Below are 21539 nucleotides of genomic sequence, written 5' to 3' on the forward strand. Positions count from 1 at the left end.
ACACAACCCTCTGATAAGATCATCAAGAATAGCCATAACACACCGTCAGCTAATTTTGGCCTCTTATAAAGAAACTTTGTAAGCCACATATATAGCCGGCGGTAATTTACTTTCATCTAACCAGCCATTAACCGTTCATCAATTCATTACCATGTCACGAAATGTATTATAAACCTGTATTTCAAATTCTGGTTTTATCCATGCCGCATAGCGAATAGCAACAAGTTCTAGCCGCCATACACCATGGGAGCATTCACCATTATTTACAACCACCGCAGGACAATTTTGTCCTGCGCTTAATACTTGAACAAATTTTTTAATCTGTGAACTTCTCATAAATTTGCTTGGCTTTTGAGATTCTGCGGCTTCACCTTTTCTTACTGCTGCCGCATGCAAATCATTAAGACTATAGCGCCCTTCTTCATCAACTCTAACAGCAATGCCATAAATATTTACTTTTGGATATTTCATGATGCTAACCTTTCAAAAAAGAGACCTCAGCTTACACAGAACGCACAGACCCCGAACGCATCATGATTGACTGACGTTCTCTGAGGTCTATTTTGTGAATTGTCTCGGGTTTATTTAGATGCGCGGTGAGTGCGCAGTGAAATGTAACTACTTGAATTTATTCCGATATGGGAGTTAATTCTCTTAATATTTGTTAATTGATAGTTTTGTATTTGATATCGTTCAAATGACCTTTAACACCAACTGTGTAAAAACTTATATAAAAAATTAAAAAAATTTTATTTATAAGATTTTATTTTTTTACAAAAACATCATTGTTTTGTTAAATGAAAATGTTAATACTGTTACTGTTTTTGTTATTTTATATTTTAAGGATAAATTATGAAATTATTATTCAAGACGTTAACTATTACCTCTCTTTTTGCGATTAGCAGCTTTTCGGCTGCCAACACTAATACACTCGAAATTAATCCTAAATGCTATGGGTCTCCTAGTAATATGGGATCAACACGAGAGGAGAGACACCAATGGTATCAGGTTAACTGCGCAGAGGCTCTACCAAATGGCCCTATAAGATCTCGGGATCCCCAAAAAGCCACAACAAACGATGACATAATTTTTCCAAAAGATTAATTCTTTAACTTATAAACCTCCCGTACCCTTTCTCTTAGCGCCAAATACTGCGCTTCTAAGGTTTCGAGCTGACGTCTGAGACGGAGATAATTTCGCCGAGCGTCAGGCGCCAGTTCGGTGGATCTTGCATCATCCAGGCTGGTGGTGGCGGTGGTAATATTGTCGGACTTTGCACACACCGCTTTGACATACAACCGCTTAGTGCCATTATGCAGATCGTCAGTAAGCCTGGTAATTTCAGCTTTGGCATGATTAAGTTCCTGTGTCCGTTTAGTATCCAGTTGATGCAGTAATTTGACTTCTTTTAAAATAAACTTAAGCCAAAATAATCCTATCTATCAATATGGATAGATAACAAATAGTTATTTGGCTAAGTTAAATGAATAATTAAATTTGCTGCCACCTTTAACAATTTTAACTGGATGATTTTTGACCGAAGCAGGAATTCCGTCTTCGCTTATAATTTCAACAATAAGATTTTTTGTCTGATCACTCTCAAGCCAATATTGTGGTCGATGCTTATTTAGAGCGCCAGATGCCTGATGGATATCATTTAATCTATAACGACCTTGATTGTCTTGTTGATTTCAGTATTAACTATAATTAATTTCATTACGTATCCTTAGAGAAAGTGAACCTGTCCGCACAGAAAAGCCGCCCACAGATTGCTCGCCAGCATTAGCGACAATTCTTCAGGTACACTTTCTGTAAGGTTCTGTGTTTTATTGATTACGCGTGCGTTGCGTAGTGGAATTGAGCGATATTTGGAAATAGAATCAACAAAATATGTTGATTAATTGTTAATTAAAGGATTTAATTAATAATGATTTTTATTTACCATTGTAGGATAAATTATGAAATCATTATTCAAAACATTGACTGTTGCGTCACTTTTAGGATTAAGTTCTTTTTCATTCGCTCAAGATGGAAACACATCCGATAACAAAACTGTTTTTGGTAAAGCAGTTCTTCCAACAGATCCTAATACAGGGTGGGGCGATTTAGATAAATGCTTTACAGATGAAAATGGCAAAAAACACTGCATTGAATTAAGAATGTAAAACCAATCATACCTCTTCTTAATATGAAGGGGTCATCACAAATCTACCGCTATTTTACTGAATTTCTTCCCGCCCACTTTTTAGCTACATCCAGACAGTTAGCCATCATTTTACCGCGTTGAGTTGATTTGGATTGTCGATAGTATCTGATAGCTTCATTTGTTGCTGTTGCGGCTATTGATGAAGAAAAGCCGAGCTTTATTAACTCGGCCTTGACGTTTTTCTCAATGAACTGTTCGTGATTCATGCAGGGCTTTCTCCGTCACGGAAATCGCCCAAGTCAGGTATAGTAAGTTGTGTTAGTTTTAGCGCTAAAGCAGTTGCTTCTTTTACCGTCTTAATATCTCTTTTCCGCTGAGCTAATAAACCACTTCCCTTTTGCCCTCTATGCTTGAATGATGCTTTATCAAAAACTGCTATTGAGTCATGTATTTTTTGTCCTGTCAGATCCGTTAGTGAATTGATATCAAGAACGCCAACTTCAACATTTGACTCTTTTCAACCAGATCAAGCAGCCATATTCTTAAGTCTTTTGCTACTTTTGTTCGTGAAAACATACCGATCAGATAGGCACCCCGCAGTGAATATAATCTGACATCTGATAAAAGCTTATCGTAACCTATTGATTTATCCGAAGTCCTCACTTTGACTACAATACTCATGCTATCAGTAAACTCATCTTTATGTCTGTTATACAGATTAGCTACTTTCTTACTGTCTTTGTATTCAAGCAATTTTGCTAAATGTTCACCGGTAAACCATATCTTATTATCGTCATTATTAAAGGGAACAATATGATGTGTTTTAAATGTTAATACATTACTCATGATGTCTTCCTTACTTAGATAATGAACCTTTGCCACATAGGAAACCAGCCCATCGAAGTGACATCAGCAAAACTGATTACCTCAAAGGCTCATTACCTAAATAACGGGTTCGATGTTTGAATGAATTAAGCGCATGTGGTACGCAGTGAAATTAAACGACATCGGGATTCCGATATCTGGGAATAGAATTCACAAAATATGTTGATAATATGTTAAAAATATACTTCAATTAATAATAGTTTCATTCAATATTGGAGAATAAATTATGAAATCATTATTCAATACATTTGCTGTTTTATTTCTGATAGTAATAAGTAATTTTACTGCTTTGACTTCAGCTAAAAGTAATGGAGCATTACATTATGGTGATTGCAAAGTCAAAAATGGGAAAATATGTTGTTATGATGAAAATGGTCAGGAACATTGCAGACCAAAGTAACTTTATTTACTTCCTATTAATCATTGATATTTTTTAGTCCAATTTTGTAATTGGAGAAATTTTTCGCTGATTTTTAAAGTGTCTTATTTTTTGCCTGTGCGAGATTTACCGCATTGGAAAATCTATTAACTATATTAATTATAAATCTCTTTAACTCTCTCCCTTAACCCCAAATACTGCGCCTCTAAGGTTTCGAGCTGACGTCTGAGACGGAGATAATTTCGCCGAGCGTCTGGCGCCAATTGGGTGGGTCTTGCATCATCCAGGCTGGTGGTGGCGGCGGTAATATTGTCGGACTTTGCACACACCGCTTTGACATACAACCGCTTAGCGCCATTATGCAGATCATCAGTAAGCTTACTAATTTCAGCTTTGGCATGATTAAGTTCCTATGTCCGTTTAGTGTCCAGTTGATGCAGTAATTTGACTTCTTTTAAATAGTTGTTTTTGAGTTCTGTCTGCTTGTCTAATTCAGCCACCAGCTGGTTATATTGATACTTAAGTTGGGCATAATGGTTATATAAAATCACAAGCGACGTAGAAGTTAATATAGCGATAAAAAATGGCAAAGTATTTAATTTCATATATTGCCTGCACATATCGCTGATTCAATTTCACGACGCGCCATCAGTCCCTGCCATTTTTCCTTACCGACATAAACCCATTGCTTCATCACTGCACATGCGCCATTTTGATCACCGGCATTAAGCTTCTTTAGTAATGTAGAACGCTGAAAATTGCCAATGCCAACGTTATAAACAAAAGAGTAGATAGCTGCTTGAGTTAAGGTATTTATTTTTACCTGAATTAGCGGATCGACCAGTTTTTTAACCGTTTGTAAATCACTATTAAGCCACTGTTCACACTCTTCCTGGCTATAAATGGTGTTGGGTTTGATATCCTTTCCCGTATGGCCGAAACATACCGAAAGCACACCGCCGCCATCAAAATAAGGCGCTAACTTTAGTCCTTCAAAATGCATTATCATGGTAGAAGCAAGTAACATCACTCCACCTCCCGTCGCTACTACAATTTTCTTAGGTATCTTCACCATAATGATATTCCTTCAATTTATATTCCTTACGCTTGTAATACCAATTAACTAAAAAAGTGCCTATCGTGCAGACAATACCGACAATAGCCACCCACTGCTCTAAAGTGAAAATACTTAAAATAGTGATCAGGATGCCCCATAGATAGGCTATCGGGCTGGAGTATTTTTCAGGCATGCGCATATCCACCCCTAAGGAGTGTGTCCATGTGTTTAGTACGATAAGTTAAAAAGTTATACGCTAAGCCAATAGCTTAACAGGCGGAGTTATCTTAACGTATTAGTTTTCAAAAACAGGAATAACGATATCGAATAAAAGAAATAGAGATGAAAAACAATGATAAAAATTACAAAACTAAAAACCACACTCCAGAAGAGTAAGGTTTTGTATTATTACTTTTTTATTACTAACTTTTTAACCATTAAGTACTACAACATTTGTTGCTGTATTTCCTTTCAAGCCTTGAGAAGGCGTATAACTAACTTCCTGTCCTTCATAAAGAGCTTGATAACCACTATTTTTGATTTCTGAATAGTGTACAAACACTTCTTTACTACCATCCTTTGGGGTAATAAAACCAAATCCTCTATTACCATCAAACCATTTAACTAAACCGTGAATGATATTTGACATTATGAATCCTTATAATTGTTTATTTATTGTTTTAGTAAAAGTAGATTTGAATACTTATTGTAGTTAAATTAAAAGGAATCCATAGAATAGAGATGTATCGATAATATTGTTACCCTCTGAATTAATTTAAATTTTTTTAATAAGAAATAACTCCAAACCAGGACTACATTAATGCATACTTTTTAAAATTAAACAACATTTATTTAATTAAACGTTTAGTATTGGCTATATATAAGGCTAAAATCATCACTAAAATTGATACTGAATAAACTAAAACGCTTATTGGTTCTTTGTGTTCGACGATAATTAATCTAATGATTGCGGTGATACCTATATAAATAAAGTATTGTAGTGGAAAATGGTAAACTGATTGAAAGTATTTGATTATCAAAGCAATAAATTCAAAATAAAGAAAATAAGTAATTATCGCTTCAAGTAAAAGATAAGATGGCATAGTTTCTGAATTTTTGAATAGCAACGCTGATAAGACGATAGTTTCTTTGATTAGGAAAATAATTAATATTATTGCTATTATTAACAAACTACAGCTAATTATCCATTGCAATAACCGTGCTATCAATTTTGATTGAGATAAGCCAGACAAATAAACCTCCATACAAATTTAGCTATCATGCCAGCTTATTTCTCGACTAAAAACAAGTTTTGTTAAAGGAGTATATAATATTTACACCCATTGTAGCGACATGAAATAATATTTTAACACTAAGCATATTAATTTATTTCTCTCTTAATATTTCCGTAATTTTAAATTCTAAACTTTACTATCATAAGAAAACTAAAGACAAACTACTTACAATATTATTAATATATATAAATTAATAAAATTATTTAGTATAAAAAATTGCTTTTCACATAAAATAAACCAATATACTAAATTACTTTCAAATATCACCTATTTTGTTCATTTTTGCAAGCTAAATCAAATCCCTCATCTTTTTACTCTTGTTTTATATGTTTCCAAGCAAATTTCTATCCAACCCTCAAACAAGGAAGAAAATGATGAAAAAACCAGAAATCAAAAAACCCCACTCTAAACAAGTGAGGCTAAGCTCTATCTAACCAGATTTTTAATGAGATGACTCATTTATTCCGACAGTTTTTTAATCAACTCATCTTTGTGAATTATCACATAACCAGATCGGCGGCCAATTTCAAATAGTGTTTCGAGAGAAGAAACATACTCATTGTCATGTACGACTCGTGCACTATCCACTTTACCATTAGGAAGTAGGGTCAGCAGTATTTTGCTAGTTGTGCCTGTTACAGTAATAGCACTGTTAAGTTCTGCTTCCATTCTATCAAACTCTACAATATAGGCTTCTTTGAATGCAGCAGCTTTTTTACCTGTGAATCCCATCACCAGGAAAATAAAACCGTTTTTGGTCATTTCGTACGCATCATAAGTGTTTCCTTTATGTTCGAATTGAACCCGCCAAAAATTGCGGGTTAAAAATTGTTCGGAACAATCAAGGTTAGATATTTTTAGAACAACTTTTTGATGTTCTTTGCCAAAGTAATCAGCAACATCTTTAGAAGTGGTTATAGCCTTGTTATTGTTGATAGTAACTTTAGGTGTAATAGTAGATAATTGAAGTGTCATGATGACCTCCTGATAGTGACTTAAATTTCTCACCACCTTGAGGTGCTAAACTCATATTGGTGGTGAACTGAACAGGGTTAGCACTACCGGAGTCACCGCCGGCCAACCTTTCGGTTGCCCCATCCAGCCCACCATTGAATATGGCTAGATTATTACGACAATAAAAAACACGCTCGCGGCGTGTACTGTCGCGATGACTCCAGCGGGGTGCTAATCCCGACACCTGATTTATCAGATGCAGTTAGACTATAGCGCATGACTTGCTTTCTCGTCAATTGCAAAAAGAAATGGGTTTGTTAAATTAGAGATAGAACAAGATTAAAGTAATTAAGCTAGGGTAGTCGGGTACTTGAACACCGCAACGAGACGGCCAACAGTTTTCCCCCAAAGGGTATTGTATATACTGTTCGCTACCCGGCCATATCAAAATTTTATGGACATAAAAAAACCACAAGTCTGTCGGGTGTGGAGACCGCTGTTTGAAGTGTTTTGAGCACTTGATATAAAATATAACTTATGACGTTATTCTCGTCTAGCTTTATCATCACATCCTTCAATAACAAAAAACCTCACTAAAGAGGTTCTATACAATTCTGGCAACATATCAATTTAGCCTTAAATATCACCCATTTTGTTGACTTTTGCAAGATGTAGAAATGACTTTTTGTTATTTTTTCATATCATTACACACTCTCAGCTATCTGACATAATGCCTCTCTATCCAATGCCTTACAGATTGAAATCAATCTTAACCAAAAATGGTGATAATTCTTTTTCCAGTTGTCTCGCTTAACGCCCATTAACTTTGCAAGATCAGATTGACTATACCCCTGATTAGCTAAACCAGAAAAGCTATCTGCGAATTGTTGCACACATAACCAAACCAATGCTTTTAACCTTTCTTTGACCTTGTTAGTGATTTTTATATCTGCAGTCTGATAGGTAAATATTCGCCATAGGTATGAGCATATATTCACTTGATGTTGAAAATTCATCTCATGACAATAGCAATACAGTATCCATGAGCGTTGATGATCTGCTAACTGTCTGATCACTCTTCTCTCGTGGCAGTAAAAATAAGCAGGGTACTCGATAAGCGGGATCTCTCTGCCTGAACGACGAGTTTCCGTTATTTTTACTGGCTCGGTTATTCGACAGACAGAATGACCCGCTAATTTTATTTGCCGCTTTTTCACTCTTGGATACCTTTTTGTTTCCATTGCACTCTTACAAGTGAGTGCCTCAAGTTGTCCAGTATTTACCGTCCAGTCCCTAAAAGCATATTTGGCCACGCTTCGAAAATACCCTAAGTCATGCTCTGTCATAAATTATCCCTTAACTCAATGCCCCAAGCCCCAATGACTCATCAAGAAAACCAAATAGCAGCGCTAACTGACTACCGTGCTTTACTTCCCATGCCTTAGGATCATGATGCAATTCACTGTGCTGTCCCCTACATAGTGGAATACTAAATAAATCATGTGCTTTTACGCCTATACCCCCGTAGCCATAACCGATAATGTGATGGGCATCATCCGCTGCTTTCTGGCAGACACAACACGGACGCGACTTAACCCACTGCAGATATTTTTGATTTTGCCAACGTTTCAGTTTTGGAATTTTCATTAAACTTGCTGGTGGGTTAGCATCGATGACTAGATTTAAAACTGCCTGCTCTACTATTCTGCCTACTTTTGCATCGCTTAATTCATCCGGTGCGGACATTACTATCATCCTGCCACTGAAATGGTGTAGCTGATTGATACCTGGCTTAAAGGCAACAATACCCAATTCAGGAACAGGTATTGCTGTGAGTAAATAACACATCAAAAAAGCTCCGCTTTAGCGCCGCAAAAAAGGCATTGATTTTTCACGTAACCACCTCACCAGATCATCTGCAATATCAACTTCGTCTCCCAACCTGGCAGCAACAAATAAACGACAAGCCGCCTCTAAATGATCCAAGCCAATGCCCTGTTTCTCTCCAAATAACTTAGAGGTCGCTTTTAAGTCGCGATCATCAAGCCAGTTAAATTCCATTTTATATTCGTCAATCAAATAACCGCCATCTTCCCATCGACAAGAATATTCCAAGGGAATGCCGTCATTTCTTACTAAGCAACTTCTTGACCATCTGCCTGTGGCCAGCGCAACAGCCCAATCCAGAGCGCGTCCAGTTACATGCTGAGTTTTTATTATCATGCTGCACGCCCTTTGCGCTCTGCTAACCACTTCACCTGTGCAAGAAAGGCTTTTCCCTGTGCTATCAAATCATCACGTTTGACATAACCCGTTGATGCACCCGTCCATCGTTTATCAAACACTACAATAGCAGCAGCGAAAAAGGCGCCGGTGGATACCTGTTTTTCATTTTCTGGCACGAACCAAGCGGGTACATCAAAACCGATTCTGCCACGGATAAAGGCGATATGATCCGCCTGCTCTGGCCACCAGATTTCACTGGTAGCCGCTTTTAGCAAAAAGACATAACGACCACCCTTGTCACGCATCGCCATCGCATGATTGATAATGTGTTTAACACCGGTTAAATATTGCCCCTTGTGTTGTGTTGGTCGACTGTAAGGCGGATTGGCAAATGCCGCGCCACCTACTTGCTGCAGTTTTGCTGCCCAGTCTTGCACTAAGGCGTTATCTTCAGCACAGTAAAAATGAGGGCATTGGCTGTTCTGTGCGTCGCTGAACAAATCGAGGGTGAACGGTCCATACAACACGCTAATACCCCAAAATATCTCCTCTGGAGTACACCACTCGTCGCCAATTTGTTTCAGGTTATGCGCTGGTTTTGCTTTCAGCTCCCTTAGCGCCTGAACATAACTGTTAACTACCTCTGCCATCAGATATTTCCCCTTGCCTGTTCGGTTTTTATCACCCGTTTCAACAACTGATATTTTTGCTCAATGTTGGAAAAAGTTAACGCCTGATCTTGCCAAAAGCCTCTCAGTTCACGGATCAGCAAATAGCGACACCAACGACGCACCACACACAGCAGCGGTAACACTTCCAGTCCGTAAATTCGTTTTACCGCTAAGCGCATGTTGCCTCCTTCGCGACCTGCTCCGCCGCTTTCGCCCAAATTCCGCGCCAGGCCGCATGAGCAGAAACTTCCGTCATTCGCCTGATGCCTGACTTGCCTGCTAGTTGAGCGGCAATTTCTTCAAGCCGATTTTTAGGCTTTGAACTACTGCAAATCAATCGTCGAAACGCTTCATCACGGGCAACGGTATCGACACTCACCGCTACCTCACCAGGTTTTAACCAGCGGCCATCAACACAGGCGGGTCGCCCGGCTTCTTGCCATTTTTTGGCCTTGTCAAAATATTCACTGCAGTTCTCAGGACTAAACAAGGTTTTTGGTCGCAAGTAATCTCGCATCCGTGGATCTTTCGACCATTTGGCCACCAGATAATCAGTGACTAAAATCAGATCACTGGCGACATAATCCTCCACCAATCGCCCACGGATATACCCCATGGTAGTTTTGCCTTCACGGTAGTTTGAGTTGGTCACTTGATTGAAATGAGTTAAAACCTGCAAAGCCGGATCGGTCTCGTCGGGTTCGACATGAACCTGACAAGAGATATTTGTTGTACTCTCTGTAGTAATCTCTGTTGTACTCTCTGTAAGAGAACGGGTCATTTTGACCTTGTCCATCGGGTCATTTTGACTCGGTCGATCAGGCCAATTTGACCCGCTCGATGAGGCCGTTTTGGCCTGTTCGATCGGGTCATTTTGACCTATTCGAATTTTACTGGGTTTACGCGCTGGTTTTGCCGCTTCTTCATCTACTGCAAAGTGATCGGTAAGCACTTCATGGTCATAATTAATGGCATAATAATTTGTTCGGTCATGATTACGCTTATTAAGCTGCTCAATGGACAAGACACCGATTTTTTTCAGCGACGTGAACGCTCTCTTTAACGTTTTTTCTGAAAAGTAAGGGAATTGTTCTTGCCATTTCTCAAAAGTATTATAAATCCAGCGACGACCCTCATGCTTAATGCCTGAATCGGTTTCTGTCAGCCAGTATTGCACTTGTTGCAGTACCAGGGACTCATTCAGACCAATCCGTGCCGCAAGTTCGGGGATCACAATTTGAGGCCGAGTTTTTAACAGCAATAAACTCATTTATCACCTCGCTTCTGACTGTTTATTGTTAGCAATGATGACATTATTGACATCACAATAAGGGTGATGTTATAATTGTCATCAATATGGAGATCTGGAATATGCCGTCTGAGATAGTGATGTTTCAACGATTCGATTTTCCTGAAGACAATACCTTTATTCGTATTAAAGTCTGGAAAGTGGATCAAAAGTTAGGGCCAGCCGGCATAACTACAAATACAGTCTGGTTTATGTTGTTAATGGTGTGTGTGCTTTGCGCTACGATAATGAAGCAGGCAAAGGCGATCATAAACACATCGGCGACGCTGAATATCCAGTGATATTTTCTACGCTGGAAGATTTGCTCAGCCAATTCCAGACTGACGTCAAAGTACTGAGGGGGTAATATGATGAATACACTTATTGTTAAAGTGATGTCTGAACAATCAGCATGGGAACAAATGACAGCTGACTTTAAAAAAACACTGGCCGGAAAACAGATAGCGGAACCTTTTGTACATATCTTTCCTAGCATTGAACAGCTCACAAAAGTGATGTTGCAACCAAATCGATTGAATATCATCAATGCAATGGCCGGTGCCGAACCGATGTCGATAAGAGAACTGGCGCGCCGCTTAAATCGTGACTTTAGAGCCGTCCACCGTGATGTAAAAATGATGCTAGACGCAGATATTATTGAACGCGACGACGATAAAATCGTGTTCCCTTTTAAAGCTGTGCATTTTGATTTTACCATCGAAAATAAAGCCGCCTGATCAACTAAATCATCGCCCCACTTTGTGTTAATTCGCTCAGCCCATTTATTTGGGCTGATAACGTAAGCCGGTTTATCTGTAGTCAAACCATATGCAATCATGGCTTTACCTCAATACGTCTATAGTCCAGATGGAATTTTCTTATCGGTGAAAAGCATTGCGAACCATCTTCATGGGTAAACAATATCCAGCCTTTTTTGGCGTCATAGCCAGCAAACCGCACAACGCGACCCGTTTATCACGAAAATATTGACCGAAAAGTTTCTGCTTTCGGTACAAGTGATTGACGTGATCAATCGCCCACTTAGCAAAGCGGTGACTAACCGGGATCCAACGATCCACCAGCTTAATTTCATAGCAATAAAACCAGTCTTTGCCGGAAATTGGCCGACAACGTAGTTGCGAAATACCGTGATTTTTAGTTAAACTAGCCATGCGTTGAATACTCCACACTCGTGTTTTTGACGCACGAAGCCTCAGAGTTCGAGTCTGAGGCTTCACCCTTTTTAGATTTGCAAAACAGCATGATAATTGCCCTGATTTCTGCATCACGCGCAGCCAGATGTTTACGGTGATACTTCACTATTTCCTGCGCTTCATGATCAGTAATAACGCCATTTTGTAATGAGTTATTGATAATTTGATCGACATAACCTCCATGGGCAGCGGTGCGGATGCTTTTAGTAAATAATTCAACATGATCTAATTCATCCAGTTTTGGCGTTTCCACCAGCAAGCAATCTCTCCGTAGAGCGTAATATTCAGCTAGATAATTTGTGCCGGACAAATCTTCAATCGCCTCTAACTCATCAACCTCAAAAAATCGACAGCCGTTTTTTCATACAGATTGTTATTAAACGTCTCCAATGACATACCTAATGCGCCTGCCATCGCCGACCTGCCACCTGGCATTGATTTACACATCTTTTTTACCACTTCTTTTAAGGATGCTTTACTCATGACTACCTGCCCGAACTTTAATTAGTAGTTAATTAACTCGCTGTTTTCGTGTATTTTTGTCTCAAAGTTTTAATTGGATTTGGTTAACACTCCTGGAGAGGTTAAGTTATTAAAAAAGAACGGGCTTTTCACATATATCTTTTGGGATATAAAATCTGAATTTCGCTAATCATGCCGCCATAAAATTTTGATAATTTTTCAGCTATCTGAAGCGATGCAGCTTGAGTTCCTCTCTATACGACTCAAGTTACCTACATTGCAATTAACGGCTAATGCTACTTCAGTAATAGTAAGCTTCCTCTCTAAACGTATTTTTCTCAGAGGTGTTTGCATATTTATCTCCTTTGAATGCGTATAACGCATATTAGCATAAACAAAAAAATATGCGCAACACGCTTTGCGTGAAATGCAAAAATTTATTTCAATAAAAATATGAAAATAGGAAATCGCATTAGACAGCTTCGCAAGAAGAAAGGTATGACAATACTTGAATTAGCCAGCGTTATTAACAGTGACGTTGGCAATATATCTCGTTTGGAAAGGGACGTTCAAGGATATTCGCATACAACTCTAGTAAAAAATAGCTGAAGCTCTTGGAGTTCAAGTCTCAGATTTGTTCATTGAAGATAATAATACAACGCTTATCAATAATAATGAGAAAAAACCATTAAACACAGAACAAATTGCAGACGCAAAACGTTTAAAAGCTATATATGATGCCCAAAAAAGGAATTAGGTTTATCTCAAGCAATAATTGCTGAGCAATTAAATATTGCTCAGGCTGCTGTGAGTCATTATCTGAATGGTGTAAACCCATTAAATGCAAGAACAGTAGCTTCCTTCGCTAAACTGCTAAAAGTAAAGCCAAAAGACATTAGCCCTCAATAGCACTAGAATTAGAAGAAATAGCAAATTTGATGTTATCTGTAGATCACGATAATAACACTACTAATAATCATATATATAACAAACTAACAAAAACCGAAGAAATCCTGCTAGAAATGTTCAATGAGCTACCACAAAAAGAAAAAGACAGCTTCCTGAAAGCAATTAATACGCGTAAAAACGAACTCGATCAGCTTTATGAAGAAATGAAAGCTGTTAGAGAGAGAAAAGGAAAAAAAGCGTCGTAATAAATTTGGAATATAAAAATAATATATTTATCATAGAGATGAAATTCTAATAGATAAAATTGGAAGAAAATTACAAAATAAATAACAAAAATTAAATTGACATAAAGATATAACCGACATAGTCTATTAACGTCAAGCCCAGCCCCGTTCGTAGACAATAGTTAACATCTACATAACGGCTCTGGGCGTTTTTTTATTGGAAAATAATGAAAAAGACAGCTATATTGGTTGACGCTGGTTTTTTTATCCAGCGTGTCAATGCAGTGCAAAAAGGAAACACTTCAGAGATCACGAGCTAAATGCTTCCCATTTAATGAAAATAATGTGGGGATTGGTTAAATACCACATTGATAAAAAGCATGGTTCACATGAAAATAGAACTCCTCTCGAATTATATAGAATTTACTTTTACGATTGCCCTCCCTTGATAAACAAATCCGCTATCCTCTCCCTGCAGAAAAAGGGCACAAAACTACTCCAAGAAAAAACCTGAGAGAAGAAAAATCTTATATCTTACGATCGCAATTACATGAAGAACTTAGGAAAAGCAGAAAAACTGCACTTAGGTTAGGTACATTGATGGATAATAAACGATGGCAAATTAATGATCACACCTTAAAAGATTTATTATCAGGCAAAAAAGCATTGGAATGAACTCACTAATAATGATTTTTATTATGACATTAAACAAAAAGCTGTTGATATAAAATTAGGTATGGACATTACAATGTTAGCTTATGAAAAATTGGTTGATGTTATTATTTTAGTTGCCGGAGATTCTGATTTTGTTCCAGCAGCTAAACACGCCAGAAAAAAGGAATAGACTTCATATTGAATCCGCTTAAGAAAGAAATACCAGCTACATTAGCTGAACACATAGATGGTATTCAGTCATATAATCTTATAATTTCAATAGCTGATACATTACAAATAAAACCTGATCCTCTTCCTAGTTGGTGGAAAGAAAAAGAAATACAATACATTCAACAAAAATAAAAAACAAAAAATTCAAATGATAAAAAATAGATAGGCCCCCAAAACCATAAGGGCTAAAGCCCTTTTTGAAGGGCTCTTCTTGTTCTTTCTTCAAAATTTATAAAAAAACAATTCTATTAAAATCAACTTATTAAGTCTTAAACATCAATAACCCCAAATATGCGCTTGACGCATATGTATTTAACGCATAATATCATTATATCAAGAAATAAATAATTTTGATGTCGTTATGTAATATGCTCTTTAACAATACTAAACCCATATAATAGCTGTGCTTATTTATGTGTAGAATAATCTTCAATCATAGTGGTTGGCGGCTATTTTAATTACCGTATCGGGTTCCTTTTTTGGATCTTTTATTCATAATGTATTCATTCTTACAGAAAGGACAAAAACTTTGAAAGTAAGCACCAAAAATACCTTTAGGCTGAAGTATCGATATTATTCTCTCCTCATAACAATTTGCGCAAAGGTAGCGCGCTCTCTCGGACCCATCAATAGCTTTTTATTTATATAGGTAAATGTTCCAGATTCAAGAGTATGCATTGTATATGCTTCAGCGCTTGTCTTAAAATCAATATCATTTTGTATTTCTTGCTCAAGCTCAGTTATTCGTTCCTTGCTCGCTGTGAGCAAATCAATAAGTCTTAAATTATCCATTTGTATTTCATGTAGCTTTCGTTGTAATTCAAAGGTAGCGGCCTTTAGTTCAGCATCATTTTTAGCATCATTAATGACCTTCAATAGTGAAAGACTTTCTTTTATAGCAGTAAAAGATGCTGATATTTCAGGAAACATAGTTTAATTCTCACATTACGTAGGGGTGAAATTATTTTAACTATTTTCTCTCTGGGTACAAGAGAATCCACCGCCGCCTGAGGTGGTAAAACATGCAGGCATCAATAACCGTGTGGAGTAACGCACAAAAATAAAAATGCTGTTTGTTAGTTAATTTTCTATGTCGTTGCAACCAGCGGTTAACTATTGTCACGCTGGCCAGGGGGAGTGATGATAATGCTGTTAGTTAACCGCTTTTATTACACGTAAGGCCATTAACACCGGGTTTCGTTTGTTGTCCATGCAGGTACATAAGGTAAGTGTTAGTGGCCTTATCTGTAGTAAATACTAAAGAGGATCTAAACATGAGTGAAAATAGAAAAACAGATGTTCCAGAGTTTCTTTCTGAATTAGATGCTGGCGTATTTCAAAATAAAATATCGGCTGCATTAAATCTTGTTGGTAATGGTGTTAATAAAAATGGTGGCACGGGTGAGATCCATATTGTTTTTAAATTAACCCAATTTGATGAAAATCGCGTAAAAATATCCCATAAATTGAAATTCATCACGCCTACTCGTCGCGGTAAACAATCGGAAGAAGATACAACAGAAACACCGATGTTTGTTGGTAGAGGCGGTAAATTAACTATCTTGCAGGAAGACCAGGGACAACTCTTTACGCTTGCAGGTCAAACTGACGGAAAATTAAAGTCCGTTAATTAATCATTATTCGTTAAATAACCTTTTATTCATGCTTTATTAAAAAAAGTAGGAGCTTTTTTATGTCTCAATTAGATGGAACCGCCATTTCACAAATTCAGGATCTAACCGTTGCCAGTCTTCATTTAGATCCGATCAAAACAACGGATTGCCCGGTTATTGTTGTGCCCAAAAACCATGAAATCAGATCACTTGAGGCACTTAATTTAATCCGTTATCGCTTTCGTGGTGTTATGAAGACTAGCAGCATTGGCGATTTTGTTAACTATAGCATGGGATATGCACAAACTGCCGGTGTTCGCTGCTTCATTGATGCAGATACAATGACAGCAAAAACGATTTTTAATGTTGGCACACTGGATGAACCAGGTCATGCTGATAATCAGTCGCTCGTTAGTCTTAAAAAACTCTCCATTTAAATCTCTACTAAAAATAGATGGTGAGAGACAAAGGCAAAAACAACTTGCTGAGTGGCTGGAAGACTGGCGAGATTATCTCACCGCGTTTGATGCTGAAGAAAATGCGTTAGATATCAAAAAAGCGATTAGTGCTGTCCGTCGCATCACTATTGAAGCTAGCCACTCATCTGAGCATGAAGACAACGATTTTAGTGCTAAGCGTTCCGTGCTTGAAAACGTCGAAGCGAAAAGTAAAGAGGTAATGCCTGCTTATTTTGAATTTACTTGTGTACCATACGACGAATTAAGTGAACGTCGGATAAAACTACGCTACAGCATTCTGACCGGTGGTGAAGTTCCTGCCTTTGTCCTGCGTATTGTTCAGTTTGAAAGTCTTGAAGAACAAATCGCACAGGAATTTAGGGAGCTACTATCTGGCGCTTTTGTTGGCTCAAAAATAGAAACCTTTATCGGCTCTTTTTCCGCAAGTTAAAGTTGTTTAATAAAGCGGTCTAATTGTCAGCTATTTTGAATTTCGAACAATAAAAAAACCTGACCTCATTTAAGGTCAGGTAGCCAAATTGGCCAAATACCAGGGAAAATGTTGCTGTTAACAAACACACAACGGAAACAATATAACACAACATGATTAAATAATGATTAAAATTTATGCAAATTATGATGAGGGTTATTAATAATGGCTTATATCGCAACTTATACTAACCGGCGATTTAATTATATCGATGTGACTGAAGAAGACATTGCTCTTGGGGATATCGCTCAGGGTCTCTCTAATGAATGTCGCTTTGCTGGTCAAATCCCGCATTTTTATTCCGTTGCCCAGCATGCGGTTTATGTTAGTTATCTAGTGCCACGGAATATGCCCTTGAAGCGCTGTTACACGATGCCACAGAAGCTTACTGCAAAGACTTACCTACCCCTTAAAACACTACTGCCTGAATATAAAAAAATTGAAAATCGCATTGATGGCGTTATTCGTGAAAAATTTAATCTGCCTGCTGAAATGAGCGAAGTGGTTAATTATGCCGATCTGGTCATGCTCGCCACTGAACGTCAGTTCTTTGCTTTGGATCGCGATAATAAATGGCCAATCTTGGAAGGAATACCGGAAACAAATCTTATAACCATAAGCTTTGTGTCACCAACAAAAGCAAAATACCTATTCATTGAGAGATACAAGGAATTGATGGGTAAAGAAATTAACTGTGATGCTGAAATTAAGATTATTGATATCTCCCCAAATGGAGTATATGGAAAAATTTATAATGATAGAAAAGAAAGATTTTGGGACGGTGGATTTATAAATACATCTCCTGTTATAAATTATCCAACCTATCAGTCTGATGGGTTTGTCAAAACAATTAATTCTATTTATCGCATTATTGTATGAAATACAAAAAAATTAACTGAGCAAGGAATTAAAATAAAAACAATAAATATATAAATAAATAAAAAACCAATTAAATAATTATTAAAAATAACTTTTAAATACACATGGAATTAACTCTGAGTGGAGGATTTATATAATTAAATAATGGGGGACAAGTTATGAGCCGGCATTATATTGATAATAAATTTAAATATCATCAAACAACTGTTCACTGTTTAGAAAAAGGCATGTTCGCCCTTTATAGAGGTGAATTAATTAAAGTCATTAAATTAGCAAAAAAGAAATTAACCAACAAAGGCTTTATATATGAATTTGATATAGAAGGAGGAAATGGCAAATTAATAGAAAATGGCGGCAAAAGAATAGCAGTTATAAAAGATGAAGATACCAAAAAAAGATATTTAACCTGGTATGTTTAAGGAGAGCCAAACATGAAATTAATTGAAAAATGTAAAAAAGAAACAAAACAGGTCAATTATTTTGGCATTGAATTAACGGTTGATGCTGACATTAATTTTTTAGCTACTGACGATGATGGTTTTGTTTATGGCTATGTTTTTAAACCCGAATATTCTCGTGTACCAAAGGTATGGGGATCGAAAGGTGGATATGTGCCACATCCTGTTGCAAAAGTTGATCTTGGCGATAAAGACTGGAAACAAACGTTGGTCGAGGTATAAGTGAAATTCAAACATCTTATGCTCGATCTGGAAACCATGAGCACACAATCTAATGCAGCGATTATTGCTATCGCTGCTGTTCCCTTTGAGCCTTCAACGGGTGAAGTTTGTGAAAGTCTGTTTTATGAAATCATTGATTTGCGTAATCAGGATTTATTTGATCGCCATATTAGTGGCAATACCGTTCTCTGGTGGTTATCTCAGCCTGATAATGCGCGCAATAAGATAACGCAAGCTCAAACCAAATCATTACCGGATGTACTCATCAAGCTAAATCACTTTGTTATGCAGGAATGTAGCGATCAAGTCCAGATATGGGGTAATGGTTGTTGTTTTGATAATGTCATTTTGAGGACCGCTTTTGACAATTGTGACATAAAACCATTCTGGCATTTTCGTCACGATCGCGATGTTAGAACGATAGTTGAACTTGGACGACAGGCAGGCATTGATCCTAAAAATGATTTTCCTTTTGCCGGTGTTGCGCATGACGCACTCGATGATGCACTTCATCAAGTTAACTATGTATCAGCTATCCACCAGCATTTAATTAAAGCTATTCCATAGAAGTCAGGAAAGTAACAATGAATACCCTATTCTTATTAATGGCCGAATATGAAAGTTCACAAATCCCTCTAAGTGTTGTCGCTGAAAAGTTTCTTAACCTCTCACCTGCTTATGCCGACAAGAAAGCAAGTCTAGGTGACTTACCTTTTCCAACTTATAGAGATAACAGCCAGAAAGCTCCTAGAATGGTCGATATACGAGATTTAGCAGAATGGATAGATAAAAGTAGGAAGGATGCGAGAAAGCAATTTATTCATTTAAAATAACTTCATTTTTTGTCCGTTTTATTTCATATATTTTATGGTTTTCTTCCTATTAAAGATAAAAATGTTTTATAAATATAATTTATAAAATCCAGATAAAAAAATCATAATAGTATCTGGATTTCAAGGCGTTATTAATTAAATCAAAATCAATAAGGTCCGGGCAAGCCTGCTTTACGTGCATTGCTTGGATCACATAAACTTAAATCTACAAGAGGATTAGCTTTTGATACAGTGTTGGGTGAAAGAGCTGCTGCACAGTCAGCACCATTAGGTATTTTCTCTTTAGGAACATCAGCAAAACTTTGCGTATTGATAAAAATAAAAGAAAGTAGAATCAATAATCTAGCTTTAAACATAGCCGCTCCTTAAAATTACTTTAGCAATCTAGAGAAGCTACAACTATAAAACACCAGCAATCAAATTAACAATTAATTTACAATATATGAGAATTTTCTGGCATTCACATATAGAATAATTAAAAATTATTGAATTCATTATTTTTATATAGTTAAAATAAAAAATTCCATTACTCTTTAAAATATAAAGAAAATATTTTTTAGGAATCATATTTAAAATAATTTCACACATCAGCACACCAATAGCACACCACAAATTCGTAACTACTTGATTTTTATTAATCACTGATCCTATCAAGCATCAGTGCCACGCTAAAACGGTGGTGGTTAATATTGCCGGTAGATGCGGTTAATTCGTTGCCTGGCGTTAATTTTGGGTTAGTTGTGTTATCGTGCATTTTTCGCTGTTTTGATATGGTTTTTTATTGCTTCTAAATAATATTCCTGGTTAGTAACAACCATTTAATGAAGATTGCTATCAAATGACTCTCTTATACCTAGCGTAACGTCAAACTCTAGATGGTTCTATCTCATACCGTTAAGCACTGGCAATAACTTCAAATAGATCGGAAATTAAAATTTAACGGCTAAAGCAGAATAAACAAAAAGCTAGCTTCTTTATATAGGCATTGACTTAGAAAAGTCATTTGCTATCAGTGCTGAAACCAGCAAACGAGTACAACAACAGGATAAAGGAAAATGCTGCAATCAAGCAAGGACATGACACCAAGATATAAAATAAACTTATCGCTAACAAATTGTTAATTTTAAAGCAGGGTATTCTGCTATAACATCATGCTAATGCTGTATTGCTTATCTCTATATGGAAAAGAAAATATAATTTTTGAATCAAAAATTATTAATTACATTCAACTTTAACTATAAGATCAATATATTATGCAATATACTTATCTTTTAATACATGGTTCCTGGCATGATGGACGTGCTTGGGATGATGTTGCCAAAATATTACGTAATCAAGGTTTAGATGTTCATACTCCAACCATCGCAGGCCATGGTTTACAGGCAGATTTTAGTACCAGCCATGCTGATTGTGTCGATTCTATCGTTGAATATGTAAGGCAACATGATTTGAAAGATCTTGTTGTGTTAGGTCACAGTTTTGGTGGCACTATTGTTCAACGCCTAGCGGAAATAGAAGCACCCCGTATAAAACGTTTGGTTTTTCATAATGCATTTATTTTACGTGATGGAGAATCGCTTTTCGATACACTTCCTCCTAGCTATCATAAGATTTGGCAAAAAATTACAATTGATAAAAAAATAATCTTACCTTTTGATATTTTTAGAGAATTATTTATTGGTGATGCAGAATTAGAAAAAGCAAAACAGGTTTATGATAATTTTTTAACCCCAAGTTGCGCTGCCAGCCAATACAATAAAGTTCCGTTGAAAACATTTGAATCTTTAACTATTCCTCGTAGCATAATATACGCCTCAACAGACAATGCTCTGCCTGTGGGTGAATATGGTTGGATCCTAAATTTAGTAACCGTCTTAATTTTTATCGTTTTACTACATTACCTGGTAGCCATGAGGTATTATTTAATAATCCACAAAAACTTGCTAAATGTATTATTCACGCCAGTAGACCTTAATTTTTTTATTTATTGA

The 21539-nt window shown here is 36.8% G+C and carries 36 protein-coding genes and 5 pseudogenes; 17 read left to right on the forward strand and 24 right to left on the reverse strand.

Translation table 11 applies throughout. From position 1 onward, the window contains the following. Positions 1 to 147: 147 nt before the first annotated feature. From QE177_RS12110 to QE177_RS12120, 3 genes and pseudogenes are all read right to left on the reverse strand, one after another. Positions 148 to 471, reverse strand: a pseudogene (locus QE177_RS12110) (KilA-N domain-containing protein); the annotation flags it as partial. Between the two features lie 688 nt (positions 472 to 1159). After that, positions 1160 to 1354, reverse strand: coding sequence for an Rz1 family lipoprotein (locus tag QE177_RS12115; RefSeq protein ID WP_348519911.1), 195 nt, complete (start codon positions 1352 to 1354; stop codon positions 1160 to 1162). Positions 1355 to 1466: 112 nt separating this feature from the next. Continuing rightward, positions 1467 to 1652 carry a hypothetical protein gene (locus QE177_RS12120; protein ID WP_280552281.1) on the reverse strand — a complete coding sequence of 62 codons (186 nt, stop codon included), beginning with the start codon at positions 1650 to 1652 and terminating at the stop codon, positions 1467 to 1469. Between the two features lie 306 nt (positions 1653 to 1958). Here QE177_RS12120 and QE177_RS12125 point away from each other — a divergent pair, with 306 nt between their 5' ends. Then, a complete protein-coding gene (locus tag QE177_RS12125) occupies positions 1959 to 2165 on the forward strand; it encodes a hypothetical protein (RefSeq protein WP_280549985.1) in 207 nt (68 codons plus the stop codon). Between the two features lie 49 nt (positions 2166 to 2214). Here the strand turns inward: QE177_RS12125 and QE177_RS12130 are convergent, their stop codons facing one another. Beyond that, positions 2215 to 2412 carry a hypothetical protein gene (locus QE177_RS12130; RefSeq protein WP_280549986.1) on the reverse strand — a complete coding sequence of 66 codons (198 nt, stop codon included), beginning with the start codon at positions 2410 to 2412 and terminating at the stop codon, positions 2215 to 2217. A 205-nt stretch (positions 2413 to 2617) separates the two neighbouring features. Then, the gene (locus tag QE177_RS12135; RefSeq protein ID WP_280549987.1) at positions 2618 to 2992 is read right to left on the reverse strand and encodes a BRO family protein; all 375 of its coding nucleotides are present in this window, start codon (positions 2990 to 2992) and stop codon (positions 2618 to 2620) included. Positions 2993 to 3257: 265 nt separating this feature from the next. Between QE177_RS12135 and QE177_RS12140 the strand changes: the two genes are divergently transcribed. Further along, positions 3258 to 3431, forward strand: coding sequence for a hypothetical protein (locus tag QE177_RS12140; protein WP_280549989.1), 174 nt, complete (start codon positions 3258 to 3260; stop codon positions 3429 to 3431). Positions 3432 to 3565: 134 nt separating this feature from the next. Here QE177_RS12140 and QE177_RS12145 read toward each other — a convergent pair whose 3' ends face one another. The 14 genes from QE177_RS12145 to QE177_RS12210 form a co-directional block, all read right to left on the reverse strand. Beyond that, positions 3566 to 3796, reverse strand: a complete 231-nt coding sequence (locus tag QE177_RS12145; protein WP_348519930.1) for a lysis system i-spanin subunit Rz — start codon at positions 3794 to 3796, stop codon at positions 3566 to 3568. Positions 3797 to 3820: 24 nt separating this feature from the next. Next, the gene (locus QE177_RS12150) at positions 3821 to 4015 is read right to left on the reverse strand and encodes a hypothetical protein (protein WP_280549991.1); all 195 of its coding nucleotides are present in this window, start codon (positions 4013 to 4015) and stop codon (positions 3821 to 3823) included. Further along, on the reverse strand, positions 4012 to 4485 hold the full coding sequence (locus QE177_RS12155) for a lysozyme (RefSeq protein WP_280549993.1): 474 nt from the start codon (positions 4483 to 4485) through the stop codon (positions 4012 to 4014). Before QE177_RS12155 ends, QE177_RS12150 begins: the two co-directional genes overlap by 4 nt. Next, a complete protein-coding gene (locus QE177_RS12160) occupies positions 4469 to 4666 on the reverse strand; it encodes a phage holin family protein (protein WP_026823603.1) in 198 nt (65 codons plus the stop codon). The genes QE177_RS12155 and QE177_RS12160 overlap by 17 nt, the downstream gene beginning before the upstream one ends. 231 nt (positions 4667 to 4897) lie before the next feature. Further along, a complete protein-coding gene (locus QE177_RS12165; RefSeq protein ID WP_280549996.1) occupies positions 4898 to 5116 on the reverse strand; it encodes a cold-shock protein in 219 nt (72 codons plus the stop codon). Positions 5117 to 5315: 199 nt separating this feature from the next. Continuing rightward, entirely contained in the window at positions 5316 to 5720 is a 405-nt protein-coding gene (gene psiE, locus QE177_RS12170) for a phosphate-starvation-inducible protein PsiE (RefSeq protein WP_280549998.1), read from the reverse strand. Between the two features lie 501 nt (positions 5721 to 6221). After that, positions 6222 to 6737 (reverse strand): Rha family transcriptional regulator, encoded by a 516-nt coding sequence (locus QE177_RS12175; RefSeq protein WP_280550000.1) that lies wholly within the window; start codon positions 6735 to 6737, stop codon positions 6222 to 6224. Beyond that, positions 6706 to 6960, reverse strand: a complete 255-nt coding sequence (locus QE177_RS12180) for a hypothetical protein (RefSeq protein ID WP_280550002.1) — start codon at positions 6958 to 6960, stop codon at positions 6706 to 6708. The genes QE177_RS12175 and QE177_RS12180 overlap by 32 nt, the downstream gene beginning before the upstream one ends. A 460-nt stretch (positions 6961 to 7420) precedes the next feature. After that, positions 7421 to 8062, reverse strand: coding sequence for a bacteriophage antitermination protein Q (locus tag QE177_RS12185; RefSeq protein ID WP_280550004.1), 642 nt, complete (start codon positions 8060 to 8062; stop codon positions 7421 to 7423). 10 nt (positions 8063 to 8072) lie between these two features. Further along, positions 8073 to 8564, reverse strand: a complete 492-nt coding sequence (locus QE177_RS12190; protein WP_280550006.1) for a DUF968 domain-containing protein — start codon at positions 8562 to 8564, stop codon at positions 8073 to 8075. Positions 8565 to 8579: 15 nt separating this feature from the next. Then, complete coding sequence (locus QE177_RS12195) at positions 8580 to 8969, reverse strand: hypothetical protein (RefSeq protein ID WP_280550008.1); 390 nt, start codon at positions 8967 to 8969, stop codon at positions 8580 to 8582. Beyond that, a complete protein-coding gene (locus QE177_RS12200) occupies positions 8936 to 9592 on the reverse strand; it encodes a phage N-6-adenine-methyltransferase (RefSeq protein WP_280550011.1) in 657 nt (218 codons plus the stop codon). Before QE177_RS12200 ends, QE177_RS12195 begins: the two co-directional genes overlap by 34 nt. Then, the gene (locus QE177_RS12205; protein WP_280550013.1) at positions 9592 to 9792 is read right to left on the reverse strand and encodes a hypothetical protein; all 201 of its coding nucleotides are present in this window, start codon (positions 9790 to 9792) and stop codon (positions 9592 to 9594) included. Before QE177_RS12205 ends, QE177_RS12200 begins: the two co-directional genes overlap by 1 nt. Then, the gene (locus QE177_RS12210; protein ID WP_280550015.1) at positions 9783 to 10637 is read right to left on the reverse strand and encodes a conserved phage C-terminal domain-containing protein; all 855 of its coding nucleotides are present in this window, start codon (positions 10635 to 10637) and stop codon (positions 9783 to 9785) included. Before QE177_RS12210 ends, QE177_RS12205 begins: the two co-directional genes overlap by 10 nt. Positions 10638 to 11127: 490 nt before the next feature. Between QE177_RS12210 and QE177_RS12215 the strand changes: the two genes are divergently transcribed. Together QE177_RS12215 and QE177_RS12220 are read left to right on the forward strand one after the other, a co-directional pair. Next, positions 11128 to 11268, forward strand: coding sequence for a DUF6516 family protein (locus tag QE177_RS12215; protein WP_280550016.1), 141 nt, complete (start codon positions 11128 to 11130; stop codon positions 11266 to 11268). 1 nt (position 11269) lies between these two features. After that, positions 11270 to 11638 carry a helix-turn-helix domain-containing protein gene (locus QE177_RS12220; protein ID WP_280550018.1) on the forward strand — a complete coding sequence of 123 codons (369 nt, stop codon included), beginning with the start codon at positions 11270 to 11272 and terminating at the stop codon, positions 11636 to 11638. Between the two features lie 141 nt (positions 11639 to 11779). Here QE177_RS12220 and QE177_RS12225 read toward each other — a convergent pair whose 3' ends face one another. The 3 genes and pseudogenes from QE177_RS12225 to QE177_RS12235 all read right to left on the reverse strand — a co-directional run bounded on the left by QE177_RS12225 (position 11780) and on the right by QE177_RS12235 (position 12931). Continuing rightward, on the reverse strand, positions 11780 to 12073 hold the full coding sequence (locus tag QE177_RS12225; RefSeq protein ID WP_280550020.1) for a hypothetical protein: 294 nt from the start codon (positions 12071 to 12073) through the stop codon (positions 11780 to 11782). Next, positions 12066 to 12598: pseudogene (locus tag QE177_RS12230) on the reverse strand (YmfL family putative regulatory protein). Before QE177_RS12230 ends, QE177_RS12225 begins: the two are co-directional and overlap by 8 nt. Positions 12599 to 12726: 128 nt before the next feature. Beyond that, positions 12727 to 12931, reverse strand: a pseudogene (locus QE177_RS12235) (helix-turn-helix transcriptional regulator). Between the two features lie 453 nt (positions 12932 to 13384). Between QE177_RS12235 and QE177_RS12240 the strand changes: the two are divergent. The 5 genes from QE177_RS12240 (at position 13385) to QE177_RS12260 (ending at position 14727) form a co-directional block, all read left to right on the forward strand. Then, entirely contained in the window at positions 13385 to 13486 is a 102-nt protein-coding gene (locus QE177_RS12240) for a hypothetical protein (RefSeq protein WP_280550022.1), read from the forward strand. A 29-nt stretch (positions 13487 to 13515) separates the two neighbouring features. Next, positions 13516 to 13731 carry a hypothetical protein gene (locus tag QE177_RS12245; protein ID WP_280550024.1) on the forward strand — a complete coding sequence of 72 codons (216 nt, stop codon included), beginning with the start codon at positions 13516 to 13518 and terminating at the stop codon, positions 13729 to 13731. Positions 13732 to 14145: 414 nt separating this feature from the next. Beyond that, positions 14146 to 14385: a hypothetical protein gene (locus QE177_RS12250; RefSeq protein WP_280550026.1), complete on the forward strand. Its 240-nt coding sequence runs from the start codon at positions 14146 to 14148 to the stop codon at positions 14383 to 14385. 73 nt (positions 14386 to 14458) lie between these two features. Next, positions 14459 to 14554, forward strand: coding sequence for an NYN domain-containing protein (locus QE177_RS12255; protein WP_280550028.1), 96 nt, complete (start codon positions 14459 to 14461; stop codon positions 14552 to 14554). Positions 14555 to 14562: 8 nt separating this feature from the next. Next, entirely contained in the window at positions 14563 to 14727 is a 165-nt protein-coding gene (locus QE177_RS12260) for a hypothetical protein (protein WP_280550029.1), read from the forward strand. 441 nt (positions 14728 to 15168) lie between these two features. On the opposite strand, the gene QE177_RS12265 is transcribed toward QE177_RS12260, so the two are convergent. Beyond that, entirely contained in the window at positions 15169 to 15525 is a 357-nt protein-coding gene (locus QE177_RS12265; RefSeq protein WP_280550031.1) for a hypothetical protein, read from the reverse strand. 344 nt (positions 15526 to 15869) lie between these two features. Between QE177_RS12265 and QE177_RS12270 the strand changes: the two genes are divergently transcribed. The 7 genes and pseudogenes from QE177_RS12270 to QE177_RS12300 all read left to right on the forward strand — a co-directional run bounded on the left by QE177_RS12270 (position 15870) and on the right by QE177_RS12300 (position 19548). Further along, positions 15870 to 16229, forward strand: a complete 360-nt coding sequence (locus tag QE177_RS12270; RefSeq protein WP_280550033.1) for a hypothetical protein — start codon at positions 15870 to 15872, stop codon at positions 16227 to 16229. A gap of 59 nt (positions 16230 to 16288) precedes the next feature. Continuing rightward, positions 16289 to 17117: pseudogene (locus tag QE177_RS12275) on the forward strand (DUF2303 family protein). 204 nt (positions 17118 to 17321) lie between these two features. After that, positions 17322 to 17831: pseudogene (locus QE177_RS12280) on the forward strand (hypothetical protein); the annotation flags it as partial. Positions 17832 to 18193: 362 nt separating this feature from the next. Beyond that, a complete protein-coding gene (locus tag QE177_RS12285) occupies positions 18194 to 18454 on the forward strand; it encodes a hypothetical protein (protein ID WP_280550034.1) in 261 nt (86 codons plus the stop codon). Positions 18455 to 18466: 12 nt separating this feature from the next. After that, a complete protein-coding gene (locus tag QE177_RS12290) occupies positions 18467 to 18715 on the forward strand; it encodes a hypothetical protein (RefSeq protein WP_280550035.1) in 249 nt (82 codons plus the stop codon). Then, positions 18716 to 19282, forward strand: a complete 567-nt coding sequence (locus QE177_RS12295) for a 3'-5' exonuclease (RefSeq protein ID WP_280550036.1) — start codon at positions 18716 to 18718, stop codon at positions 19280 to 19282. It begins immediately after the preceding gene. Positions 19283 to 19299: 17 nt separating this feature from the next. Beyond that, positions 19300 to 19548 (forward strand): pyocin activator PrtN family protein, encoded by a 249-nt coding sequence (locus QE177_RS12300; RefSeq protein ID WP_280550037.1) that lies wholly within the window; start codon positions 19300 to 19302, stop codon positions 19546 to 19548. Between the two features lie 146 nt (positions 19549 to 19694). On the opposite strand, the gene QE177_RS12305 is transcribed toward QE177_RS12300, so the two are convergent. Continuing rightward, positions 19695 to 19904 (reverse strand): hypothetical protein, encoded by a 210-nt coding sequence (locus QE177_RS12305; RefSeq protein ID WP_280550038.1) that lies wholly within the window; start codon positions 19902 to 19904, stop codon positions 19695 to 19697. An 897-nt stretch (positions 19905 to 20801) separates the two neighbouring features. Between QE177_RS12305 and QE177_RS12310 the strand changes: the two genes are divergently transcribed. Beyond that, positions 20802 to 21539, forward strand: coding sequence for an alpha/beta hydrolase (locus QE177_RS12310; protein ID WP_280550039.1), 738 nt, complete (start codon positions 20802 to 20804; stop codon positions 21537 to 21539).

The organism is Arsenophonus sp. aPb, assembly GCF_029873475.1.
GTDB lineage: Bacteria > Pseudomonadota > Gammaproteobacteria > Enterobacterales > Enterobacteriaceae > Arsenophonus.